This window comes from Pseudarthrobacter siccitolerans (assembly GCF_001046895.1).
Taxonomy (GTDB): Bacteria; Actinomycetota; Actinomycetes; order Actinomycetales; family Micrococcaceae; genus Arthrobacter; species Arthrobacter siccitolerans.
In genome coordinates, this window is the sequence record NZ_CAQI01000037.1 from 1 (window position 1) to 23967 (window position 23967).

Here is a 23967-nt window from a genome sequence, read left to right on the forward strand (position 1 = left end):
CTTTTTTCCTTGATTGCCGGCAGTTCCTAGTATTCTCTTTCGCAGAGCCTCACAGATCGTGAGCACCACGTCATTCTCGAGAGGAATGTTGCTCGATGTCCACACCCACGAAGAAGCCCGGCACTGTTGCGGGCAAGCGGTCCCGTCTCTATTGGGGTGTGCCCGCCGTCCTCGTGGCGCTGGTCCTGGTGGTGCTGATTGCCAAGTGGCTGGTGGGGCTGCCGGCCGTCGCTTCCTTCGTTGCCGACTACCCCGGGCACTCGGAGCTTCCGGCAGGGGCGCCGGAAGGATTTCCCGCCTGGCTGGCGTGGCAGCATTTCCTGAACGCGTTCTTCCTGCTGCTCATCATCCGGACCGGCTGGCAGGTGCGGACCACCACGCGTCCCAGCGGCCACTGGACCCGGAACAACAAGGGCTTCATCAAGACCAGGAACCCGCCCACCAAGATCAGTCTTGAGCTGTGGTTCCACCTCACGCTGGATGCCCTGTGGATCCTGAACGGCCTGGTGTTCGCCGTCCTCCTGTTCGCCACCGGTCAGTGGATGCGGATCGTCCCCACCAGCTGGGATGTGTTCCCCAACGCGCTCTCGGCGGCGCTTCAGTACGCGTCGCTGGACTGGCCCACGGAGAACGGCTGGATCAACTACAACGCGCTCCAGCTGCTGGCGTACTTCGCGACGGTGTTCATCGCCGCGCCGCTGTCCTTCATCACCGGCCTGCGCATGTCCTCGGCGTGGCCCAAGAAGGCGGCCGGCCTCAACAAGGCTTTCCCCATTGAATGGGCCCGCGCCGTCCACTTCCCGGTGATGATCTACTTTGTCGCCTTCATTGTGGTCCACGTCTTCCTGGTGCTCGCCACCGGGGCGCTGCGCAACCTCAACCACATGTACGGCGTACGGGACGACGACGGCTGGTTTGGGTTCTGGGTATTCCTCGCCTCGGTAGTGGTCATGGTGGCTGCGTGGTTCCTGGCCCGTCCGATCTTCCTGCGGCCTATTGCCTCTTTGATGGGCAAGGTCAGCCGCTAAGGTGGGCACACTACGCCCTCACGGGTTTATCGACCACAGGTCAGTCCTTGAGTTTCGCGTATGCTTCCAGGGCACGCTCCCGGGACTCCGGCAGCCCCACCAGCGGTTCGGGGTAGCCAGCCGCGTCTCCGGCTTTCCATGGTTCGTGGATGGCCTTCCCGTCGAGGCCTGCCAGTTCCGGAATGAACTGCCGCAGGTAGCGCCCGGCTGAATCGAACTTCTTGCTCTGGGTCACCGGATTGAAGATCCGGTAGTACGGGGAGGCGTCCGCACCGGACCCCGCCACCCACTGCCAGTTGGCCGGGTTGCTGGCGGCGTCCGCATCAACCAGCGTGTCCCAGAACCACTCCTCGCCGATCCGCCAGTCCGCCAGAAGATTCTTGACCAGGAATGACGCAGCCGCCATCCGGACCCGGTTGTGCATCCAGCCCGTCTGCCACAGCTGCCGCATGCCGGCATCAACGAACGGGTACCCGGTCCGGCCCTGCTGCCAGGCCTTCAGCTCATTGGTGTTCAGCGCCTGCCACTGGAACCGGTCAAACTCCGGCCGGTAGTTGCGGGTGGCCAGTTGCGGATTGGTGTACAGGAGGTGCCAGCAGAACTCCCGCCAGCCCAGTTCGGAACGGAAAATCCCGACGTCGGCCGGTACCTTGTGCGGGAAGTGCCGCCGGATCTCCCGCCACACCCGGAAGGGACTGATTTCCCCGAAGCGCAGGTGGGGGGAGAGTCGGCTGGTGCCCTCCACTCCGGGCACATTACGCCCGGTCCCGTAGTCCTCGGCCGGCCCGTCCAAGAAGTCCTCAAGGCGGTGCCTGGCGCCTTGCTCACCCGGCTCCCACGTTTCGGACAGGCCTCCGCTCCAGTCGGGGGAGTGCGGCCGAAGGTCCCAGCTGTCCAGCTCTTCGCTTCGGGGCAGGCCTCCATCTTTCGCGGCGGCGGGCGGCGGCAGCTGCCGGGGCGGTTCCAGGGGCTCGCGGACGTCAGCGCCGGCAAGGCATGCGCGCCAGAAGGGCGTAAAGACCTTGTAGGGGCCGCCGGCTCCGGTGCGGACCGTCCAGGGTTCGAACAGAAGATTCGCCTGGAAGCTTGAAGCCTCCATGCCGTTCTTGCCGGCCTGCTCCTTGACGGCGGCATCCACCGTCCGCTCCGGCAGTCCGTAACGCCGGTTCCAGAACAGATGGGCCGCCCCGGTCTCGTCCGCAAGGGCCTGGATGACACCTGCCGCCGGTCCGCGGCGAAGGAGCAGGCGGGAACCGTTGGCTTCCAGGGCTGAGGCGAGTGCCGTCAGGGAATGATGCAGCCACCACCGGGTTGCTCCGCCCAGTGGCCGCACGCCGTCGGACTCTTCGTCCAGGACGTAGACCACGGTCAGGGGCAGGCCAAGGGCTGCCGCTTCGGACAGTGCAGGGTTGTCGTCCAGGCGGAGGTCATCGCGCAGCCAGACGAGGGACGTGGGGTGGGAGGAAACCATGACCCAACGCTACACATACGGGAACCAGAAAGGCCGGGGCGGCGGCCCCGGCCTTTCATCGGTCCTCAGTCTCCCCGGTATCCTCGGCGGGGACGTCCTGCGAGGCTGTCAGAGCTTGTCGAAATCGGCTTCATTCACGGTGGACTCAGCGCCAGCAGTGTTGCCCGAGCCGATGGCCGGCTTTGCGCTTCCGCCGGACTTCAGGGCCGCCAGGCGTGCCTCGATCTCCACCTGCTCGCCCAGGTCCTCCAGCTGGTTGAACTGCGCGTCCAGGCTGGACTCGGTGAGTTCCTGCTGCCCGCGGACCCGGGCCTCTTCGCGGCGGATCTTCTCTTCGAAGCGGCCCACCTCGCTGGTGGGATCCATGATGTCGATGCTCTTGATCGCATCGTGCACCTGGGACTGGGCCGCGGCGGTCTTGGACCGGGCCACCAGTTCGTTGCGCTTGCTGGTCAGCTGGTTGAGCTTGCCCTTCATCTGGTCCAGGCCGGTCTTGAGCTTGTCCACCACTTCACGCTGGGACGCGATGGCAGGCTCAGCGCCCTTGGCCTCGTTCTCGGCCGACATCTGGCGCTGCAGTGCCACCTTGGCCAGGTTGTCGAACTTCTCGGCGTCGGACACGTTGCCGTTGGCTCGGTACTCGTCCGCCTTGCGGGATGCGGCCAGTGCCTTGTTGCCCCAGTCGCGGGAGTTCTTGACGTCCTCGTTGTAGTCGTCCTCGAGCATCCGGAGGTTGCCGATGGTCTGGGCCACGGCGGACTCGGCCTCAGCGATGTTGTTGGTGTAGTCCCGGACCATCTGGTCCAGCATTTTCTGCGGGTCCTCAGCGTTGTCCAGCAAGGTGTTGATGTTCGCCTTTGCCAGCTGTGCGATACGGCCGAAAATGGACTGTTTAACCATGGTGCTACCTTTCGTCCTGCTCTGTGATGACCACTGAAATCAGTGAACAGTTGTGTGTTGCTTGTGTGGTTCTTAAGCCGTTGGGTTTGGCCGGGTATGGCTACGCAGGTCCGTTAGAAACTTCCGGAGTCGCCTCCGCCGAAGTCACCGCCACCAAAATCGCCGCCACCGCCACCGCCACCCCAGCCGCCGCCGTCGCTGTGGCCGCCGCCCCAACCTCCGCCACCGCCGCCGTTGAGGATGGAGTTGATCAGGATGCCGCCCAGGATGGCGCCGCCGAGTCCGCCTCCGCCGCCTCCACCGAACATTCCGCCGCGGCCGTAGCCCTGGTTGGCGTAGCCGTCGAAGTGGTCAACGTCGGCTTGCGCCAGCTGCGCTGCCTGGGCAGCGAGGGCGTGCGCCTGTTGCGCGTAGGTCAAGGCTGTGACGGGATCGGTGCGCGCGATGGACAGCGCGTAGTCCAGGTTCCGCTGGGACTCCGCCAACCTGGTACGGGCCTCGGTTCCCACACCGCCGCGCCGGGCGGTGATGTAGTCGGAGGTGGCGCTGATTTGGGCCTGGGCGGACATAATGGTCTGCTGCAGCGACGCTTGCGCCCGGCGTGACTGCTCCTGCTGGTCGCGGATTCCGCTTAGGGCCTGGTCAAGGGACTGGTGGGCGGTTTCCACCCGCTGCAGGGTTGCGATCGGATCGATCTTCCCGCCCTGGATGTCTGACTTGACCTGGGCGAGCGTCGCTTCCACGCCGGCCACCGGGCCCGCCAGCTCGGGATGGGCGCCGGACTGGATCATGGCACGAGCCTGGGCAAGGTCCTGGGAGGTGTCCACCACCGCGGACTCAAGGCCGTTGCGGGCCTCGTCAAGGCTCGACGACACCTTGGAAATGGCATCCAGGAGCACGTTCGTCTGGTGCAGGCTCTCTTCCGCTGCCCTAACAGCGACTGCCGCCATGCTTCCTTCGCCCTCACCCAGCTTCTGCTCAGCGGTGACTGAGGCGTTCTGGACGAAAGCGAGGCGCTCCTTGGCCTGCAGGATGTTGTCCGAAACCTGGGCAAGGGCAGTCTCGGCATACTTGGCACGCAGGGCGGTCAGGGAGGCCTCTGCGCTGGAGATCTTAGCGTCCGCTTCACGGGCGCCGGCATTGACGCGTGCCAGTGCCTGCGGTGCGTTCTTCTCCAGTTCGCGCAGGGAATCGAAGTCTGCCTTCTGCTCCTGGAGCGAGGCCAGTGCGGCCTCGGAGCGGCGGATGATCTCGCCCAGCCAGGTGCGCTGCTGCTCTTCGGTATCCGGAATGTGGTCGTCCAGCTGCTGTTGCAGCTTGAACGACTCCGTCATGTGGGCCTTGGCTTCGTCCAGGGCCTTGGTGAAATTGCCGACGGCGGAATCACCGTACTGTGCCTGGGCGAACATCAGCTCCTGTTCGCTGGACTTGATGGCGTCGTCCGCTTCGATGAGCAGCGAACCGCTCTTGCGTCTCAGTTCCTCCACGCTGAGGGACGCGAGCGGGTCCACCTCGCCGCCCTGCGGGCCGTAGCTTGCGCTGGATGACTGGGCTGCGGCAGCCTTCTTCCGCCGGTTACGGAAGTACAGGTAGGCGCCAGCGCCACCGGCAGCCACTACACCCGTGCCCACCAGAACAGCCGCTCCGGCTCCGTCACCGGAAGGCACATCTCCGCTTCCTCCGCGGGCGGCATCACCGATCGCTGCTGCCGTGTCAATTGCTGCTTGGGCGAAATCGGGGTTTCCCCCGGCCAGGTTGGCCGTAACCGCGTTTTGGCTGATGGCGCCCTGCTTGGATTTGATGGGGCTGGCCGAGTTCAGGACAAAGCTGAATTTGCCGTCATCTTTGGCTATCGCGAGGATGGCGTCGGACCTGCCCATGCCCTTTTTCGTCGCGACGGCGGCGGCCCACTCTGCCGGGACGGTCGGGTTGGTGAACCTGTCCACAGTCACGACGTAGAGATTGTATTTGTCGTCCTTCAGGAGCTTTTGAATTGCTTCCTGGACTTCGCCCTTGCGGCTTCCAAGTACGTTCGCGTTATCTACTACGTTCTGGCCGGATGGGATCGGGACCGGATCCTCGGCCCAGGCAGCGCCGGCGGGCACCGCCAGCAACCCGGTAAGGCCGATCACGGCGAGAATACGTTTGAACTTTGACCGCATGTGCAACCCTTCAGCACGCCTGACACCGATTCGGGACGAACCGGTCGTCTCAGAATGCAGCAGCGCCCCCACGCAGTGTGTAAAGCCGCAGGTCGCTGTGGCAATCATCTTGATTCTATGGTGCACCCCACAGCCCGTCCATTGAGCTGAATATGCCACCAGCGAAACGGTGCCCGGCGCCGGAAAACCGCGGAACAACGGGATTCAGCAAGCTCTCAGCAAACATCCGAGCCAGACACAGGGAGGGAGTCCATAGTTAATGCAGACGAGGATGAAAGGAAGTCCCATGACTGAGAACCAGAGCCCCGGCGCTGCTCCCGAGAACCGCGGTCCGGGCCGGCAGGATCCGTGGCAGCAGCAGTCCGCCCAGCCCGGGCACAATCCTGAGGTTCATGGTGCGGATAACCCGGAAGCTTCGGACACCGCCGGGGCAAGTGCAGCACCCGGCCCACGCCAGTACCCCACGGAAAGGCTTGAACCGGAGAACCCCACCCAGGAACTGCCCGGGACACGTCCGGCGTATCCCCAGCGCCAGCCCTATCCGCAGCGCCAGCCGTTCTATGGACAGAACGCCCCGGGCGGGCAGGGCGGCGACCGGGCCGGCGGGCCGGTGTATGGACAGTCCCACGGGAACGATGGAGCGCCCGCACCGCACGGCCCTGGCTACTATGGCCAGCACACAGCGGCCGGCGCTCCTGTGGGCCTGGCCCCGAACCCCAAGGATGCCCCCCGCAGGAAGGCATCGTTCGGCGTCGGCACCCTGGTGGCCAGCATCCTCGCCGCCGGCCTGGTGGGCGGGGGAGTCGCCACCGTTGGCTCCAGCGAACTGTTCGATAATGCCGGCTCCAATGCCACCACCAGCAGCAACAGCCAGCCGGGCACGGTCATCGTCAACAACAAGGACAATGTCAACGCCATTACCGCTGCGGCCGTAAAGGCCTCGCCCAGCGTGGTAACCATCAGCGCTACCAGCGGCGGCGCCGGGGGTACCGGTTCCGGCATCGTCCTGGACGACGAGGGACACATCCTCACCAACACCCACGTGGTCACCCTGGACGGCCAGACAGCCAACGCGTCCCTCGAAGTCCGCACCAGCGAGGGAAGGGTGCTGGGCGCTAAGCTGGTGGGCACGGATCCGTTGTCCGACCTCGCAGTCATCAAGGTGGACAATAGTTCCGGCCTCACCCCCGCCACCCTTGGTGACTCCGGCAAGCTCAATGTAGGGGACACGGCGATTGCCATTGGTTCCCCGCTGGGCCTCACCGGCACCGTCACGGACGGTATCGTCTCCACTCTCAACAGGACCATCAGCGTTGCCTCCGCCGCCGCCCCCGAAGAAGGCGACAACGCGGAGGGCGACGACGAAGGCGGCTTCCAGTTCGCCCCGCCGGGCGGCGGCCAGAGCCAGCAGACCACCGGCCAGGGCGAAATTTCGATCAACGTGATCCAGACGGACGCCGCCATCAACCCGGGCAACTCCGGCGGTGCCCTGGTGAACAGCAGCGGCGAGATCATCGGCGTCAATGTGGCCATTGCCTCCGCCGGCTCCGGGTCGTCATCCTCGTCCAGCGGCAACATCGGCGTAGGCTTCAGCATCCCCATCAACCACGCCAAGCGGGTGGCCCAGGAAATTATCGACACCGGCAAGGCGTCACACGGCCAGCTCGGCGTCAGCGTCAAGAAGAAGACCGCCTCCAGCGCCGCCTCCGAATTCTCGGTTGGGGCGGAGGTAGCCACCGTGGAGGCAAGCTCCGCAGCCGGGCAGGCAGGGATCAGGGTGGGTGACGTCATCACGAAATTCAACGATCTTGCCATCGGTGAGCCTGAGCAGCTGACGGCGGCCGTGCGGGAGCAGCCCGCCGGTTCCAAGGTCAAGATCACGGTCCAGCGCAACGGCGCGGAACAAACCTTCGACGTTACGCTCGGCACCGCAAGCTAGCATCGGCACCTCGCGGCCGCAGCAGCGTAAGGAAGGTTCGACGGCGGTGTTCCCCGCTTCAAGTGGGGGCACCGCCGTCGAACGTTCCTGCCGGCGTCGTAAAGTGCCGACACTGGCGTAATGGAAGCGGGCGGAGCCCAGCGTCGATGTGGTTAGCTAGGAGCTACCCGTACGCCGGGCATCCCGCGGCCATGACCCTACCCGGCTGGCTGTCCACAAGCATGGAAGGCTGCTGTCGATACAGTGGAGAAGACATTGAAGATCATCGTCCTGGTCAAGCATGTACCGGACGCCCAGTTCGACCGTCACCTCAACGGGGAGCGCTACACAACGGACCGTGACGAAAGCATCCTGTCCGAGCTGGACGAATACGCGCTGGAGGCCGCACTGCAGCTGGCCGAGGCACGTGGCGGCAGCAAGGCCGGCAACCAGGTCATCGCGCTGAGCATGGGACCTGCCGGTGCCGTCAACGCCGTGAAGAAGTCCCTGCAGATGGGCGCCACCGAGGGCGTCCACCTGACGGACGAAGCCCTGGCGGGATCCGACGCCGCAGCGACGTCACTCGCACTGGCTGCCGCTGTCCGGCGCCTTGGCCAGGACGGACCCGTGGACCTGATCATCACCGGCATGGCCTCCACCGACGGCGAAACCTCCCTGGTGCCCGCGCAGCTGGCCGAGCGCCTTGGCCTGCCCCAGGTCACCTTCGCCTCCTCGCTGGACGTGGACGGCGGACGGCTGGTGGCACGCCGGGACGCGGACACAACGTCCGAAACGGTGGAAGCCCCCCTGCCTGCAGTGGTGTCCGTGACGGACCAGATCAACGAGCCCCGGTATCCCAACTTCAAGGGCATCATCGCCGCCAAGCGCAAGAGCATCACCACCCTGTCCCTCGCCGACGTCGGACTGGACGCCGCGCAGGTGGGGCACTCAGGTTCCTGGACCACCGTCATCAATGCGGAGGAGCGGCCGCCGCGCACCGCCGGCACCATCATCACCGACGAAGGCGACGCCGGCATCAAGCTGGTTGACTTCCTGGCCGCCCAGAAGCTGCTCTAAGAGGGATCACCGACATGGCAAAAGTACTTGTATTTATTGACAACCCCGGCAACGCGCTGAAGAAGAGCAACCTTGAGCTGCTGACCCTCGCCCGTTCCCTTGGCGAGAGCGCCGTGGCCCTCAACGGCGAACTGCAGGGCGACGTCTCGGCCAGGTTCGCGGAATACGGCGTCAGCACTGTCCTGCGCCCCTCCGCCGAGGACCTGAACGATTACCTCGTGGCACCCAAGGCCGCGTACCTCGCAGCCGCGGCAGAGCAGACCGGGGCCAGCATCGTCCTGCTGGACAACTCGCCGGAGGGCAAGGAAATCGCCGCCCGGCTCGGCATCCGCCTCAACGCCGGCGTCATCACCGACGTTGTCAGCGTGGATGCGGACGGCACGGCACACAAGTCTGTCCTCGCCGGTTCCTACAACACAGCCTGCAAGGCCAGCACCCCCGTTTCGGTGCTGACGGTCAAGGCCAACAATGTGGTTCCCGAGCCGGCTGCCGCGCCCGGCACGCCGGAAACCGTCACCGTTGAGGTTCCGGCCGGCAGCACCGCAGCAGCTGCCCGGATCACGGCCCGCGAGCAGAAGGTTGCCAGCGGCCGCCCGGACCTCACCGATGCCCGCATCGTGGTGGCTGGCGGCCGCGGCCTGGACGGGGACTTCGGCCCCGTGGAGGAACTCGCCGATGCCCTCGGAGCGGCAGTGGGAGCATCACGTGCAGCTACCGACGCCGGCTGGATCAGCCACGATGCGCAGGTGGGCCAGACAGGCAAGACCGTGTCCCCGCAGCTCTACATCTCGGCAGGCATCTCCGGCGCCATCCAGCAGAAGGCCGGCATGCAGACCGCAAAGGTCATTGTGGCGGTGAATAAGGACGCCGAATCTCCCGTTTTCGAGATTGCGGACTTCGGCATCGTCGGCGACCTCTTCGACGTCCTCCCGCAGGCCACGGCTGAGATCAAGAAGCGCAAAGGCTGATTATTGATTGCCTCAGCCAGCCAGGCACAGAGCCCGTTCAATCCGGCCACGGACCGGATTGGACGGGTGCTCTGTTTTGCGGCCCACCCGGACGACATCGACTTCGGCGCTGCCGGCACCATTGCAGCGTGGACGGCGGCGGGTGTGCAGGTCAGCTACTGCATCATGACCGACGGCGACGCCGGCGGCTTCGATCCCGCCCACCGCGCCAACATCATCGCCATGCGCGACGCCGAGCAGCGGCGCGCGGCGGAGCTGGTGGGCGTATCCGACATCCATTACCTCCACCAGCGCGACGGCTACCTCGAGGCCTCGCATGAGGTGATGCGCGGCGTGGTGAAGCTCATCCGCGAACTGCGTCCCGACGTCGTACTGGCCATGCATCCGGAACGGAACTGGCGCCGCATCCAGAAAAGCCACCCTGACCACCTGGCGGTGGGGGAGGCCGTAACCCGGGCGGTTTACCCCGCGCTGGAAAACCCCTTCGCCTACCCCGAACTTGCCGAAGCCGGGCTGGCGGCGTACAAGCTCCCCTGGTTGTGGCTGTACGCGGGGCCTGATGAGCGGGAGAACCACTTTGTTGACGTGACGCCCCATGTGGAGGCCAAGCTGAAGGCGATCCACGTCCACGTCAGCCAGCATCCCGATGTAGACGCGATGGAAGCAGCAGTGCGCCGGGGCATGCACGTCAACGCCGAACGTGCCGGCTTGCCTGCAGGACACAGTGCCGAAGCCTTCCACGTAGTAGCCGTCAACGGGCCGGGAACCATCGCCGGTTTCTGAGCCGGACGGCACAAAAAACGTCCCGTGACCATCCTTCAGGATGATCACGGGACGTTTGCTGTTTGCTGTGCTCAGCGGGATCGTGCTGCTACGCGCCCAGCGGAGCGGCAGCGACGGTGGGCAGCGTAGGCGAGGTGGATCCGCCGACGGGCTCGACGGTGATCCCGAGCGCCGCAGCAGAGGCGATGCCCTCCACCACCGCAGGCTTGGACAACGCCTCCGCGTCCATCAAGCCTTGGGAAACCGGTGCAGAGCCGTCCCTTGGGATCAGCCACATCTGGTAGACCTTGCCTTCGGGCGGGGCAGGGACACCGTTCATCTTGACCACCAGCGCGTCCTTGGAGGAAGAGACCAGGACCGTTGCCGTGCCGCCTGCGGCCACGGGTACTGAGGCTTCGCGGACATCATCGGCGCGGACCACCTGGTTCAGGGGATCATTCTGGTCGGCGATGTAGGACCCGACGCCGACACCGCCCAGGGCGATCGCTGCTGCGGCCGCGATCCCCGCCAGCCAGCGGCGGGTGCCGGCAGGACGCCGCCGCTCCTCCCGGCGCTCCCGTGCCCTGGCCAGTTCATCGGCGGGAACCCCCTGCGCGGGCCCCCGGGACTCCGGCTGGACCGGCAGTTGTGCCGGCAACTGGGCCGGCAGTTGGGCGACGATCCGGTCGAAAAGATCGGCCGGCGGCTCCTCCTCCACCCTGAATGACCGGGTGAGCGTTTCCCTGGACTGGCGGACACGTTCCAGGAAGGAAGCCCGCTCCGCTGCCGGAGCCGCTGAAATGTACTCCTCAATGGCACGGCGTTCCTCGTCCGTTACTGCATCAAGCGCATACAGTTCGGCCAGGTCGATGGCGCGGCCGGAAGCGAGGTCAGCGGAGACGGTATCGCCAAAGGCGCCGGAACGGCCGGCCCGTCCATCGTTCATGTCTGTCATTTCAACTCACCCCCAGGCAGGTCTTCAAGCGGATCAGTCCGTCGCGGATGCGGGACTTAATGGTGGGTACTGCAGCGTTCAGCCGTTCGGCAACTTCCCGGTAAGTGAGCCCGCCGTAGTAGGCAAGGCGGACCGATTCCTGTTGCGTTTCGGTCAGGGTAGCCAGGCACCGGACCACAGCCTCGGCTTCAAGTCTGCTCCCCACTTCGTCCGAAACCGTGTCGTGGTCGATGTCCTGGGTGCTGGCCCCGTAGCGGGCTTCGCGGTCCGTGGCGGACTGCGCTGACCTGACCCTGTCCACGGCGCGCCGGTGGGAAATGGTCATCAGCCAGGAGAGCGGGCTTCCGGCGGCGGGGTCGAACTTGGCCGCGTTTTGCCAGACCTGCAGGAAAACTTCCTGGGTGGTGTCCTCGCTGAGCTCAGCATCAATCAGGACCCTGCGGGCCATGCCGTACACCCGGCGGGATGTCAGCCGGTAAAACTCTGCAAACGCCGTCCGGTCGCCCTGGGAAATTTGTCCCAAGAGGACTGCGAGCCGTTGACTGAGCTCAGCCGGCGTGTCGGTGACCGCGGGAGCATCGGGAGTATCCATTACTACCAAGCATAAGTCTCCCGGAGGTGAATCCTCAGCCGTGCTGCCGGGGATGCCCCGGCTGGTCCTGGAACCTGCCCGGAGAAGTGTCACCTGCCGCTCCTTGATCGCTAATGGACTGTTCTCAGGAGGGATTCGGCACAGTTGGGGATGCGGATGGGGCGGGGCGGAAAAAATTTCGGCGAAGCCTGGCGGGGCTGGCTTTGGGTGGTCCAGGCCGGGAGAGGGCCGCGCCCCTAACCGGCCTGGACCAGGTGCGTCCTAGAGCTTCGCGCCCGCGAAACCCTGCTGGCGCCAGGCCTCGTAAACGGCGATGGAGGCAGCATTGGCCAGATTCAGCGAGCGCAGTGCAGGCAGCATGGGCAGCCGCACGGTTGTGGTGACGTGAGGGTCCGTCTTCATCTCCGGCGGCAGGCCCACCGATTCCCGCCCGAACATCAGGACGTCACCGGGCCGGTAGGCGATGTCCGTGTAACTGGCTGCTCCGTCTGAGGTGAAGGCATAAACACGCTCGGGCTGCAGATGCTGCCAGGCATCCTCGATGTTGGCGTGCACGGTGACGACGGCGAGGTCATGGTAATCCAGGCCGGCGCGGCGAAGCTTCGCGTCCGAGAAGTCGAACCCCAGGGGCTCCACCAGGTGCAGCTCGGCACCGGTAATGGCTGCCAGCCTGATGGCGTTGCCGGTATTGCCGGGGATTTCGGGTTCATGGAAGAGGATGCGGAACACCATCCCATCCTAGTCAACGCGGGTCAGTGCATGCCGCGCAGCAGCCGGGCCAGCACCGGGACGTTAACCGTGTTGGGGGCCGGTCCTGACGCCAGGAACTCCTTGACGCCCCGCACCAGACCTGCCGCGTTGACGATCCGGACGCTCTCCAGGGCCCCCGGGGACCGGCGGTGGTTGTCGATCACCGGTTCGTGCAGGTTCCCGCCCGGGCTCAGCACCACCGTCCAGCCGGTGACGTTCAGCTCGGGGAAGATGTCCTGCATGGCACGCACCACGTGCGCCAGCTGCGGCGGGGCAATCGAGCGCCCGCCGTGGTTAAGGGTCCTGCCGTCCCAGGCGTAGGCACCCTTCGGCAGCAGCATGGAGCCGATGAGCGCCAGGCGGTATCCGGACAGCACCGCGTGGTCGATGTGGCTGTTGTCGGCCGGCGACTCGAGTCCATTGATCAGTCGCGCTGCCGGAATGGCCGGCAGTACCTGCCGCGTCAGGAGCTGGACCGTGCGCATTTCCCGCTGGATCCGTGCTTCGGCCCCGAAAATGCCGCGCTTCCGCGGCATCCCGTGGACCTGCTGGCTGGCCTGCGCCAACGGAATCAGGGGCACGCCGCCGTCCGCTCCCGGGGTGTAGGGCGGGACGTAAACCGGCGGGTCACCCGCAGTGTTCCGGGCGCCGGCGGTCTTGTGCACCGTGGCCGAAGCCCTGCTGCCCGCTGGCGGCGCATCAAAGTGCGGCTCGCCGTCGGTTCCATTGGCTGTACCTGCAGCATAGGAGCGGTCGTACGCTTTCCTGCGCTGCGGGTCGATCAGGGTTTCATAGGCGCTCGTGACGCGGCGGAAAGCGGCAGGATCCCCGCCGTGATCGGGGTGGGCCAGTCGGGCGGCCCGGCGGTAGGCCACCTTGATCTCTTTTTCGGTGGCGGTGACTGCCACGCGAAGCACCTGGTAGTGGGAGCTGCTCTCGGTCAAGCACTCATCCTTCGTGTTGAAACGGCCGGTCCACGGCGGGCAGCCCTGTAGGGCCAGCTTATCGGCCCTTGTTCTGACAACGTCCGTGCCCGGGCTTGGGGTTCCCGGCACCGGCAGGATCCGGCGGAGTTTAGACTCGTGAAGGCTGCTCCGGCGGCGGAAGACAGAGAATGCAGGCAGCAACAGCGGGTCAGGGAACACAGTGGGGGCGGACATGGATCAGCGGACGACGGCGGCACCGGCCGGCAGGATCGGCCTGGGACGGTTGCCGCTGGCGGCAGCAGTTCTCGCCTCCGTGATGACCGTTGGCTGCAGCGTTGGTGTTCCCGACCCGTCGGCAGCCCAACCTGCGGAAACTGCCCCGGTACTTGCCACCCCCACCATCACCCCCGGCCACGATGCCGAGGCTGTGGCCGCACAGGACCTGCCTTTCGCGTCCGGTGGCATCCTCGCCGAGGGAGTTCCCGTGGGCATCTCGGACGGGCTGAAGGACGCTCCAGGCTGGAAGATGGTCAAGGACAATGTGGCTGGCGAAAGCCAGTACCTCAAAGCGGACGGGTGCCTCGTGGCTGCCAAGGTCCGGACCAACCAGGCGGTGCTGGCGCGCGCTGATGACCGGGAGTCAACGGTGGCGCTCTTCCAATACCTGGATCCCACCATCCTGCCCGGGTACCTGAAACCGGCCACGCTGCGGTGGGGTGGTGACGAGTCCACCCCTGGCCACACGCTGGAGGTGCTGGTCCTGGAAGAGGCGGCGGCGCCAGGAGCCCGGGCCACTGCGGTCATGGCAAGGCTCTTTGGCAGGTCCGGATCGTCGGTCTACGTTTCTGTCTCATGCCCGGATGCGTCTGCCCTGGCCGCGGCGCGGGCAGACGCTGTGCGGTTCCTGCCGGTCCTGCCTCCTTCGGCCTAGATCCCGGACGGCCGGGCGGTCCGCTGCGAGAGCCGGTTCAGCGCGAGGGCAGCGACGAGCAATCCGAAATCACGCAGGGCAACGTCGAAGAAGCTTCCGAGGAGCAGGAGGTTGACGATGATGCCGGCGAGCCATGCTGCCACGAGGAGCGAGCCGAACCTGGGCCGGACGGCAACAGTGATGCCGGCGAGGACTTCCACCACCCCCACCACGTACATCAACGTCTGGGCAGGCAAGGCCACCAGCGCCGTTGCCTGCGGTGCAAGGTAGATGGTCCAGTCCGCCAGGATGTTCGTGAACTTATCGAGCCCGAAGATGATGGGCGCGACCGTGAAAACAGTCCGCAACAACAGGAAGGCCTGCCTGGCCGGTTCCATGGTGGCGGTGTTGGCGCGCAGTGCTGATGTGGTTTTCACAACTGACTCCTTCTAAAAGTAGGTTTTTCTATTTTAGAAACCCTGGAGGTCTATAATCAATACATCTTGACTTTGGATTGGTGGAGTAATGGCCAGACTTCCCTGGGCGGACCGCATGGCAGCACTCGCCTCGCTCGGCGATGAAAAGCGCCGCCAGCTCTTTGAACTCGTGGCATCGTCGCCCGGGGCGGTGGGCCGCGACGACGTTGCACAGCGCACCGGTCTTCCCCGCAGTACCGTCTCGTTCCATTTGGACCGCCTGGTGCAAGACGGCCTGCTCGCGGTCGAGTTCCACAAGCCGCCAGGGAAAGCCGGCCCCGGCTCGGGCCGCCCTGCCAAGATGTACCGTCCCGTTGCCGGCGAAATCGGGGCCTCCGTGCCGGACCGGAACTACGACCTCGCCGGGGAATTGATGGCCGCCGCCATTGAAAAATCCACCAGCGCGGGGGAACCCATCGAGGACACACTGCCGTCGGAGTCGTGGCGGGTGGGGAACGCCATGGCGGAGGCGGCGGAGACACTTCAGGACTTCCTTGTCCAGGCCGGCTACCGGCCCCAACCGGACGGCGACGGCGGTTTCCTCCTGCCGAACTGCCCGTTCCATCGGCTGTCCGACAAACATCCGGGGGTGGTGTGCGCCATGAACGGGGCGTTCCTTCAGGGGGCGGCGGCCCGCCTGGAAGCGTCCGGCGGTCGGGTGGTGCCTGCCGATGTGCCCGGCCACTGCTGCGCCAGGATCACGCCGTCCGCCTGAACGGCAGGGGCATGGCGGCTAGAATTGCAGGGTGTCCGTTTACCTCGATCATGCTGCCACCACCCCTCTTTCCCCGGAGGCGCTGGCTGTCCTGACGCGTGAACTTGCCCGCACCGGCAATCCCTCTTCCCTTCACGGTTCGGGCCGGCGCGCCCGGCGGGCGGTGGAAGACGCCCGCGAGGCGCTCGCTGCAGCGGCAGGGGCGCACCCTTCGGAAGTGATCTTCACCTCCGGCGGCACCGAGTCGGACAACCTCGCGGTCAAGGGACTGTTCTGGTCCCGCGCGGGCGAAAAGCCGGCGCGGTGGCGCATCCTTTGTTCCGCCGTCGAACACCATGCCGTGATGGACACCGTGGAGTGGCTTGAAAGGCACGAAGGGGCCGACGTCACCTGGCTCCCCGTGGACAGCGAGGGGGCAGTGGACCTGGCAGTCCTGGAAACTGAACTTGCCCGTGACCCGGATTCCATCGCGCTGGTCACCGTCATGTGGGCCAACAACGAGGTGGGGACCATCCAGCCCATCCACCGCGTTGTGGAACTGGCGCACGCCGCGGGCGTTCCCGTCCACTCCGACGCCGTGCAGGCCTTCGGTTCAGTGCCGGTGGATTTTAAGGCATCCGGACTGGATGCCATGTCCATCTCCGGACACAAGATCGGCGGACCCGTGGGGGTAGGTGCCCTGCTGCTGGGGCGGTCGGTGAAACTCACCCCGGTCCAGCACGGTGGCGGGCAGGAACGCGACGTCCGCTCGGGCACCCTGGACACCGCCTCGATCGCCGCCTTTGCTGCGGCCGCTGAGAATGCAGTTGCCGGTCTTGGTACCGAGTCGGCCCGGATCGCCGCCCTCCGCGACCGGCTCGTCGACGGCGTGCGGGAGCGGGTGCCCGAAGCCGTCCTGCGCGGGGCACCCGGGAACGGCCGCCTTCCCGGCAATGCGCACTTCACCTTCCCGGGCTGTGAAGGGGACTCCCTGCTCTTCCTGCTGGATCTTGCCGGAGTGGAATCGTCCACGGGATCGGCCTGTACCGCGGGTGTGCCCCGGCCCTCCCACGTGCTGCTTGCCATGGGGCTGGACGAGGAAACAGCGCGCGGCGCCCAGCGCTTCACCCTGGGCCATTCCTCGAAGGATGAGGACGTCGACGCTTTGCTGGCCGCCCTTCCGGGTGCTTACGCCAGGGCCCGGCAGGCCGGCATGGCAGGCCACGAATCCTCCATCCAGACCGCCGGCACCGTAGCCCGGCAGGGCTTGGGCGGCCGCTGAAACCGCCCTTGCGGCAGGCCGTAGAATAGATAGGCGAAGATCGCTTCGACGGAGACTGACCGTCTCCGCGGCAGCGCCTTCAGCCAGCACGGCACCCAGCACCGGCCACAAGCCGGAACCACCCAACAGAAAGCAACCATGCGAGTTCTTGCAGCCATGAGCGGCGGCGTTGATTCCGCCGTTGCCGCCGCCCGCGCCGTCGAGGCGGGACACGACGTCGTCGGCGTCCACCTGGCGCTGTCCCGCATGCCCGGCACGCTCCGCACCGGAAGCCGCGGCTGCTGCACCATCGAAGACTCCCGCGACGCCTGGCGCGCCTGCGACGTCCTGGGCATTCCTTACTATGTGTGGGACTTCTCCGAGCGCTTCAAGGAAGACGTCGTCCAGGACTTCATCGACGAATATGCCGCGGGCCGCACACCCAACCCCTGCATGCGGTGCAATGAACGGATTAAGTTCGCCGCGCTCCTGGAAAAGGCCATTGCACTGGGCTTCGACGCCGTCTGCACAGGGCACTACGCCAAGGTCATCGAAGACGCTGACGGCAACCGCGAACTCCACCGCGCCGCCGACTGGGCGAAGGACCAGAGCTACGTCCTGGGCGTCCTGACCCACGAGCAGCTCAAGCACTCCATGTTCCCGCTGGCTGATACGCCCTCCAAGGCCGAGGTGCGGGCAGAGGCTGAGCGGCGCGGCCTCTCTGTGGCCAACAAGCCCGACAGCCACGACATCTGCTTCATCCCCGACGGCGACACCGCCGGCTGGCTCGCCGAGAAAATCGACATGGCCACCGGTGACATCGTGGACGAAACCGGCGCGAAAGTGGGGGAGCACCCCGGTGCCAACGCCTTCACCGTGGGCCAGCGGCGCGGGCTGAAGCTTGGCACGCCGGCCGCCGACGGAAAGCCGCGCTTCGTCCTGGAAATCCGGCCCAAGGAAAACAAAGTGGTGGTGGGACCGGAGGCGCTGCTCGCGATTGATGAAATCCGCGGCATCAAGGTGTCCTGGGCCGGGCTGCCCATCGGCGAGGTAGACACAGGCGAGGACTTCGATTGCTACGCGCAGGTCCGTGCACATGGCGACCCCGTTCCCGCGACGGCCCGGATGGAACCCAGCGGATCGGACGGCGCCGGCCAGCTGGTGGTGACCTTGACCAACCCGCTGCGCGGCGTCGCGCCAGGCCAGACTGTTGTCCTCTACCAGGGCAGCAGGGTCCTGGGCCAGGCGACCATCGACGCCGCCCGCTCCCTGCAGCGCGCGGCGCTCTAAGCCAGAAAAAATCCATCACCGCCCCGGTCCTGCCGGGGCGGTTTTGTTCGTTGATCCCCCGACAACTGAGAGCCCCGGATCAATCAGGTAAATTTTGTGTCTCAACTCACAAAATGGTCCGCCCTGAGGGTTGACTCTCTGATTGAATTTAGGCATCAGCACAGCGTTCCCGCCTGGCCCCAGGTATCCACACAAAGGCAGGCGGGCGCGAACTCATCGAACAGAAAGTTCACAGATGACCAAGAGCATCAAAGCACTGCACGGCGCTATCGCGCTGGCAGGCATTTCCGCGCTCGCACTGACAGCCTGCACGGGCCCCTCAGGCGGTGGCGGAACCTCAACCGGCGACGCGGCGGGCGGCGCCATCACCTTCGGAACGACTGACAAAGTGGTCACCCTCGATCCGGCCGGCTCCTACGACGCCGGTTCCTTCCTGGTGATGAACCAGGTGTACCCGTTCCTGCTCAATGCCAAGCCCGGAAGTGCGGACGCATCACCGGACATCGCGGAATCCGCTTCCTTCACGGCTCCCACCGAGTACACCGTCAAGCTCAAGCCCGGCCTGAAATTCGCCAACGGACACGCCCTCACGTCCTCGGACGTTAAGTTCTCGATCGACCGCGTGGTCAAGATCGCCGACCCCAATGGTCCCTCCTCGCTGTTCGCGAACCTGGAGTCGGTGGAGGCAACGGACGATTCCACCGTTGTCTTCAACCTCAAGGCCGCCAACGACCAGGTCTTCCCCGGAGTCCTTGCCTCCAACTGCGGCCCGATCGTGGACGAAGAAGTGTTCCCCGCCGACAAGGTCATGTCGGACGACGACATCGTCAAGGGCAAACCGTTCGCCGGGCCCTACAGCATTGAAAGCTACAAAAAGAACGAACTCGTCAGCCTCAAGCCCAACCCGGACTACCAGGGCCTGCTGGGCAAGCCGGCCAACGACGGTGCCAACATCAAGTACTACGCCGATGCCAACAACCTGAAGCTCGATGTCCAGCAGGGCAACATCGACGTTGCCGGCCGGTCGCTGACGGCCACCGACGTGGCGGACCTTGAGAAGGACTCCAAGGTCAAGGTCCACAAGGGGCCGGGCGGGGAACTGCGCTACATCGTCTTCAACTTCGACACCATGCCTTTTGGCGCCAAGACGCCCGAGGCTGATCCCGCCAAGGCCCTGGCCGTCCGCCAGGCGATGGCCAACATTGTTGACCGCGATGCCATCGCCACCCAGGTCTACAAGGGAACGTACCTTCCCGCGTACTCGGTGGTTCCTGATGGCTTCCTGGGGGCGGAGCAGCCGCTCAAGGACCTGTACGGCGAGGGCGGCAAGCCTAGCCTGGACAAGGCCAAGAAGGTCTTTGCCGACGCCGGTGTGACGGCTCCGGTCAACCTCAAGCTCCAGTACAACCCCGACCACTACGGCAGCTCGTCCGGCGACGAATACGCCATGATCAAGGAACAGCTGGAGAAATCCGGGCTGTTCACCGTGGACCTGCAGTCCACCGAATGGGTGACCTACTCCAAGGACCGCACCGCGGATGCCTACCCGGTGTACCAGCTGGGCTGGTTCCCGGACTATTCCGATCCGGACAACTACCTCACTCCGTTCTTCGTGCCCAACAACTTCCTGAAGAACCACTACGACAATCCCAACGTGGCGTCGCTGATCCAGAAGCAGCTGACCACAGTGGATAAGGACGAACGCGTGAAGATCCTGGGCGAGACGCAGGAAGCCGTGGCCAAGGACCTCTCGACGCTGCCGCTCCTGCAGGGTGCGCAGGTCCTGGTGGCCGGGGCAGACGTGAAGGGTGTGGAGACAACCTTGGACGCGTCCTTCAAGACCCGTCTGGGTGTTATCTCCAAGTAGCCCCCACATCAACCGGCCCTGGCGGCGGCAGAGGCGGGACGCCATGTGCGTCCCGCCTCGTTGCCGGCTATCGGCCAGCATCGGGGGACAGCTGGCCTGGGGCACCAAAATTTTAGGTAATCCATGACCACTTTGATTGAAACACCGCCCGCGGATGCGGACGGATTGCTGCCGGCCAAAAAGAAATCCTCCGGCGGAGGGCTCGGCCAATATATCCTTATCCGGTTCCTCCTGATCTTTCCCACGATTTTCATCCTGGTCACCATGGTGTTTTTCCTGATGCGGATCACCGGGGATCCGATTACGGCGGCCATGGGCGGGCGCCTCCCGCCGGAGCAGCTGCAGGAGCGGATCCATGCGGCCGGCTATGACAGGCCCCTCTTTGTGCAGTACCTCGAATACCTCGGCCAGCTGGCCACCGGGAACTTCGGCACCACGCTCTCGGATAACCGCAGGGTGACCGAGATGCTCACCACCTACGGCTCGGCCACCCTGGAACTCAGCATCAACGCACTGATAGTGGCGCTGCTCGTCGGGATACCCCTGGGCATGCTGGCGGCCCACCGCCGGGACCACCTTCCCGACGCCGTCCTGCGGATCTTCGCCATCCTCTGCTACGCCACCCCCGTGTTCTTCGCGGGCCTGCTGCTCAAGCTGACGTTCTCGGTGTGGCTCGGCTGGCTGCCCGTTGCCGGCAGGGCGAAAACCTCCAGCGAATTGGCGCTGACCTCACTGCAGGCGCCCACCGGAATCTATTGGCTGGATGCCCTCCGCAGCGGAAACATGGCAGCCCTCGGCGACGTCATGGCCCACGCCGTCCTGCCCGCCGTTGCGCTGGGGCTCCTGACGGCAGGCATTTTCCTGCGCCTCGTCCGGACCAACGTCATCGGCACCCTGGGCAGGGACTACGTGGAGGCGGGCCGGTCCCGCGGCGTGAGTGAGTTCCGGCTGGTGACCAAACACGCCTACAAGCCGGCGCTGATCCCCATCATTACCGTCATGGGCCTGCAGATCGCCGTGATGCTCGGCGGTGCGGTGTTGACGGAGAAGACCTTCGAATGGAAGGGGCTGGGGTTCCAGCTGGCCACGTATCTCACTGCCCGGGACTTCGTGGCTGTCCAGGGCATCGTGGTGCTCCTGGCGGTCATCGTTGCCATGACCAACTTCATCGTGGACATCATTGCCGCGCTGATCGATCCCCGCGTGAGGTACTGACCATGAGCACTCCTGATGTTCCCGCGCCCGTGGCCAATCCGCGCGCACCGTTCTTCCGCCGTCTGCCGGTGGTCTCGCATTTCAACAAAAGCGTTGGCCTGCAGCGGGGGATGCTGGTCATTGGACTGATCCTGACCGGCCTGTTCCTGCTGACTTCCCTCCTTGCCCCGTTGATCGCGCCGTACGGCTTCGCCCAGCTCTCTGATGCGGACGGCAGCTTCCCCACGCAGCAGCCGCCCGGCGGGAAACACCTGCTGGGTACCACCGTGGGTGGTTACGACGTTCTATCCCGCGTGATCTGGGGGACGCAGACGGCCTTGCTGGTCATTGTGGTGGCCGTTGTCCTGTCCATCTTCGCGGGCGTTATCCTCGGCCTGGTGAGCGGTTACCTGGGCGGGTGGCTGGACCGGGTGCTGGTGGTGGTTGCGGATGCCATCTATGCGTTCCCCTCTTTGCTCGTGGCCATCGTGATGGCCATTGTCATCAGCGGCGGCCAGTCAAGCCTCCTGGGCGGCATCATGGCAGCGGCCGTGTCCATCACGGTGGTCTTCATCCCGCAGTATTTCCGGGTGATCCGGGCCGAAACCATCCGGCTCAAAGCTGAACCCTTTGTGGAATCGGCAAAGGTGGTGGGTGCCTCCGACTTCCGCATCATCACCCGGCACATCTACCGGAACGCCACCAGGACGCTGCCGCTGATCTTTACGCTCAACGCGTCCGAAGCCATCCTCACCCTCGCCGCACTGGGCTTTCTGGGATTCGGCATCGAACCGAGCTCCGCCGCCGAATGGGGCTTCGACCTCAACAAGGCCCTTGCGGACACCACCTCAGGGATCTGGTGGACCGGGTTGTTCCCCGGCCTGGCGATCGTGTGGACGGTCCTCGGGCTCACCCTGGTGGGCGAGAGCATCAACGACCTGAACGATCCGCGGCTCCGCGGCCGCAAACGCGCCGGCGGCGGCAGCGCCCCGGCTCCCGCGGGCACAGCGGCCATCGAAGCAGAAGTGAGGAATTCGTGAGCGTCAACAGCAACCCGTCGCCGGACCAGCAGGCCGGCGCCGGCCATCCCGTCCTCGACATCGACCACCTTAAGGTCACGTTCGCCACCGACGCCGGCGATGTCCATGCGGTCAAGGACGTCAGCCTCGAGGTCAGGAAAGGCGAAGTACTGGCGATTGTGGGGGAGTCGGGCTCCGGCAAAACGGTCACCGCGAAAACCATCCTGGGCCTGCTTCCCGAGACCGCCATCAGCTCCGGGACCGTACTGATTAATGGGGCCAACGTGATCAGCGTCAGTGCGGCGCGGCTGCGCCAGATCCGGGGCCGCGACGTTGCCATGGTGTTCCAGGAGCCGTCCACCGCATTGAATCCGGTGTTCACCGTGGGCTGGCAGATCGCCGAAGGCATCAGGGCCCATGCGGGCAGCGGCGGCGGAAAAAGGGTATCTGCCAGGGATGCGAAGGCCCGCGCCATCGAAGCCCTGCGCAAAGTGGGCATCCCCGATCCCGAACACCGCGTCAATTACTACCCCCACCAGTTCTCCGGCGGCCAGAAGCAGCGGGTGGTCATCGCGGCGGCATTGGCACTGAATCCGGGCCTGATCGTCGCGGACGAACCCACCACCGCCCTGGATGTCACGGTCCAGGCTGAGATCCTGGAGCTGCTCCGGGACCTCCGCGACAAATACGGCACATCCATAGTGCTCATCACGCACAACATGGGGGTGGTGGCGGACCTCGCCGACCGTGTGGTGGTGATGTACCAGGGGGACGTGGTTGAGGAAGCACCGGCCCGGACGCTGTTTGCCGAACCGCGTCAGGACTACACGCGCAAGCTCCTCGCCGCGGTGCCGCACCTGGGGCACAATTCAGCCTCTGAGGGCCTGACCCGCCGGGCCCACCAGGAGGAGGAAATCCTGGTTGAAGCCAACAACCTGACCATCGAATACCCGGGCAGGCTGGGAACTCCCGCGTACAAGGCCGTGGACCGTGTCAGTTTCACCCTGTCCCGGGGCGAGGTTTTCGGGCTCGTGGGGGAATCCGGCTCCGGGAAGACCACCATCGGCCGGGCCATCGCGGGGCTGAACAGGACCACGGGCGGCAGCCTCAAAGTGCTGGGGTACGAGATGCTCAACCTCCGGGAGCGGACCTTCAAGCCGCTGCGGAAGGACATCGGCTTTGTGTTCCAGGACCCTGCCGCCTCCTTCAACCCGCAACTGACCATCGGGGACTGCATCGCCGAACCCATGGTGATCCACACCAGGCCGAGCCCGGCGCAGGCGCGCAAACGCGTTGGTGAGCTGCTCGAGGCAGTCCAGCTGCCGGCGTCGTACGCAGGACGCTACCCGCACGAACTCTCCGGCGGGCAGCGCCAGCGGGCCTCGCTGGCACGGGCCCTGAGCCTGAACCCGCGCCTGCTGATAGCTGACGAGCCGACGTCGGCCCTGGACGTCTCAGTGCAGGCGAAGGTCCTGGAGCTGTTCAGGGACATCCAGCAGGAGTTCGGGTTCGCCTGCCTGTTCATCAGCCACGACCTGGCGGTTGTGGACATCCTGTCCCAGTGGGTGGGCGTGCTGTACAAGGGCAGGCTGGTGGAACAGGGCATCGGCAGCCAGGTGATGGGTAATCCGCAGCACGACTACACCCGGCGGCTCATCGCTTCCCTGCCGGTACCCGATCCGCAGGAACAGGCGAGGCGGCGGGAAGAAAACCGGGCGTTGCTGGGTATCTGAGAACTTCTTGTCTC

The 23967-nt window shown here is 65.5% G+C and carries 21 protein-coding genes; 13 read left to right on the forward strand and 8 right to left on the reverse strand.

Going from position 1 to position 23967, the window contains the following annotated elements:
• The first annotated feature begins 95 nt into the window (after nt 1-95).
• Complete coding sequence (locus tag ARTSIC4J27_RS07025) at nt 96-1028, forward strand: cytochrome b/b6 domain-containing protein (RefSeq protein ID WP_050054502.1); 933 nt, start codon at nt 96-98, stop codon at nt 1026-1028.
• 40 nt (nt 1029-1068) lie between these two features.
• Here the strand turns inward: ARTSIC4J27_RS07025 and ARTSIC4J27_RS07030 are convergent, their stop codons facing one another.
• The 3 genes from ARTSIC4J27_RS07030 to ARTSIC4J27_RS07040 all read right to left on the reverse strand — a co-directional run bounded on the left by ARTSIC4J27_RS07030 (nt 1069) and on the right by ARTSIC4J27_RS07040 (nt 5561).
• On the reverse strand, nt 1069-2499 hold the full coding sequence (locus ARTSIC4J27_RS07030) for a cryptochrome/photolyase family protein (RefSeq protein WP_050054503.1): 1431 nt from the start codon (nt 2497-2499) through the stop codon (nt 1069-1071).
• Nucleotides 2500-2607: 108 nt separating this feature from the next.
• Nucleotides 2608-3399, reverse strand: coding sequence for a PspA/IM30 family protein (locus ARTSIC4J27_RS07035; RefSeq protein ID WP_050054504.1), 792 nt, complete (start codon nt 3397-3399; stop codon nt 2608-2610).
• 113 nt (nt 3400-3512) lie between these two features.
• Entirely contained in the window at nt 3513-5561 is a 2049-nt protein-coding gene (locus ARTSIC4J27_RS07040) for a TPM domain-containing protein (protein ID WP_050054505.1), read from the reverse strand.
• Between the two features lie 286 nt (nt 5562-5847).
• Between ARTSIC4J27_RS07040 and ARTSIC4J27_RS07045 the strand changes: the two genes are divergently transcribed.
• The 4 genes from ARTSIC4J27_RS07045 (at nt 5848) to ARTSIC4J27_RS07060 (ending at nt 10307) form a co-directional block, all read left to right on the forward strand.
• Nucleotides 5848-7500, forward strand: a complete 1653-nt coding sequence (locus ARTSIC4J27_RS07045) for a trypsin-like peptidase domain-containing protein (RefSeq protein ID WP_050054506.1) — start codon at nt 5848-5850, stop codon at nt 7498-7500.
• A gap of 255 nt (nt 7501-7755) precedes the next feature.
• Nucleotides 7756-8556 (forward strand): electron transfer flavoprotein subunit beta/FixA family protein, encoded by an 801-nt coding sequence (locus tag ARTSIC4J27_RS07050; RefSeq protein ID WP_050054507.1) that lies wholly within the window; start codon nt 7756-7758, stop codon nt 8554-8556.
• Between the two features lie 14 nt (nt 8557-8570).
• Nucleotides 8571-9524, forward strand: coding sequence for an electron transfer flavoprotein subunit alpha/FixB family protein (locus ARTSIC4J27_RS07055; RefSeq protein WP_050054508.1), 954 nt, complete (start codon nt 8571-8573; stop codon nt 9522-9524).
• Between the two features lie 6 nt (nt 9525-9530).
• A complete protein-coding gene (locus tag ARTSIC4J27_RS07060; protein WP_050054540.1) occupies nt 9531-10307 on the forward strand; it encodes a PIG-L deacetylase family protein in 777 nt (258 codons plus the stop codon).
• An 88-nt stretch (nt 10308-10395) separates the two neighbouring features.
• Here the strand turns inward: ARTSIC4J27_RS07060 and ARTSIC4J27_RS07065 are convergent, their stop codons facing one another.
• From ARTSIC4J27_RS07065 to ARTSIC4J27_RS07080, 4 genes are all read right to left on the reverse strand, one after another.
• Nucleotides 10396-11241: an anti-sigma factor gene (locus tag ARTSIC4J27_RS07065; RefSeq protein WP_407681121.1), complete on the reverse strand. Its 846-nt coding sequence runs from the start codon at nt 11239-11241 to the stop codon at nt 10396-10398.
• Nucleotide 11242: 1 nt separating this feature from the next.
• Nucleotides 11243-11833 (reverse strand): ECF RNA polymerase sigma factor SigK, encoded by a 591-nt coding sequence (sigK, locus tag ARTSIC4J27_RS07070; RefSeq protein ID WP_050054509.1) that lies wholly within the window; start codon nt 11831-11833, stop codon nt 11243-11245.
• Nucleotides 11834-12094: 261 nt separating this feature from the next.
• Nucleotides 12095-12562, reverse strand: a complete 468-nt coding sequence (locus tag ARTSIC4J27_RS07075; protein WP_050054542.1) for a tRNA (cytidine(34)-2'-O)-methyltransferase — start codon at nt 12560-12562, stop codon at nt 12095-12097.
• Nucleotides 12563-12585: 23 nt separating this feature from the next.
• A complete protein-coding gene (locus tag ARTSIC4J27_RS07080; RefSeq protein WP_050054510.1) occupies nt 12586-13527 on the reverse strand; it encodes a J domain-containing protein in 942 nt (313 codons plus the stop codon).
• A 214-nt stretch (nt 13528-13741) separates the two neighbouring features.
• On the opposite strand from ARTSIC4J27_RS07080, the gene ARTSIC4J27_RS07085 reads away from it, so the two are divergent.
• On the forward strand, nt 13742-14440 hold the full coding sequence (locus tag ARTSIC4J27_RS07085) for a hypothetical protein (RefSeq protein ID WP_050054511.1): 699 nt from the start codon (nt 13742-13744) through the stop codon (nt 14438-14440).
• On the opposite strand, the gene ARTSIC4J27_RS07090 is transcribed toward ARTSIC4J27_RS07085, so the two are convergent.
• Complete coding sequence (locus tag ARTSIC4J27_RS07090; RefSeq protein WP_407681122.1) at nt 14437-14856, reverse strand: hypothetical protein; 420 nt, start codon at nt 14854-14856, stop codon at nt 14437-14439. The two genes, ARTSIC4J27_RS07085 and ARTSIC4J27_RS07090, sit on opposite strands and share 4 nt — an antisense overlap.
• 88 nt (nt 14857-14944) lie before the next feature.
• Here ARTSIC4J27_RS07090 and ARTSIC4J27_RS07095 point away from each other — a divergent pair, with 88 nt between their 5' ends.
• The 7 genes from ARTSIC4J27_RS07095 (at nt 14945) to ARTSIC4J27_RS07125 (ending at nt 23953) form a co-directional block, all read left to right on the forward strand.
• The gene (locus ARTSIC4J27_RS07095) at nt 14945-15610 is read left to right on the forward strand and encodes a helix-turn-helix transcriptional regulator (RefSeq protein ID WP_152683803.1); all 666 of its coding nucleotides are present in this window, start codon (nt 14945-14947) and stop codon (nt 15608-15610) included.
• Between the two features lie 31 nt (nt 15611-15641).
• Nucleotides 15642-16871 carry a cysteine desulfurase family protein gene (locus tag ARTSIC4J27_RS07100; RefSeq protein ID WP_050054513.1) on the forward strand — a complete coding sequence of 410 codons (1230 nt, stop codon included), beginning with the start codon at nt 15642-15644 and terminating at the stop codon, nt 16869-16871.
• Nucleotides 16872-17009: 138 nt separating this feature from the next.
• Nucleotides 17010-18140 (forward strand): tRNA 2-thiouridine(34) synthase MnmA, encoded by a 1131-nt coding sequence (mnmA, locus tag ARTSIC4J27_RS07105; RefSeq protein WP_050054514.1) that lies wholly within the window; start codon nt 17010-17012, stop codon nt 18138-18140.
• 235 nt (nt 18141-18375) lie between these two features.
• Nucleotides 18376-20007: an ABC transporter substrate-binding protein gene (locus ARTSIC4J27_RS07110; protein ID WP_050054515.1), complete on the forward strand. Its 1632-nt coding sequence runs from the start codon at nt 18376-18378 to the stop codon at nt 20005-20007.
• A 123-nt stretch (nt 20008-20130) separates the two neighbouring features.
• On the forward strand, nt 20131-21222 hold the full coding sequence (locus tag ARTSIC4J27_RS07115) for an ABC transporter permease (protein ID WP_050054516.1): 1092 nt from the start codon (nt 20131-20133) through the stop codon (nt 21220-21222).
• 2 nt (nt 21223-21224) lie between these two features.
• A complete protein-coding gene (locus tag ARTSIC4J27_RS07120) occupies nt 21225-22241 on the forward strand; it encodes an ABC transporter permease (protein WP_050054517.1) in 1017 nt (338 codons plus the stop codon).
• Nucleotides 22238-23953 carry an ABC transporter ATP-binding protein gene (locus ARTSIC4J27_RS07125; protein ID WP_050054518.1) on the forward strand — a complete coding sequence of 572 codons (1716 nt, stop codon included), beginning with the start codon at nt 22238-22240 and terminating at the stop codon, nt 23951-23953. The genes ARTSIC4J27_RS07120 and ARTSIC4J27_RS07125 overlap by 4 nt, the downstream gene beginning before the upstream one ends.
• Nucleotides 23954-23967: the final 14 nt, after the last annotated feature.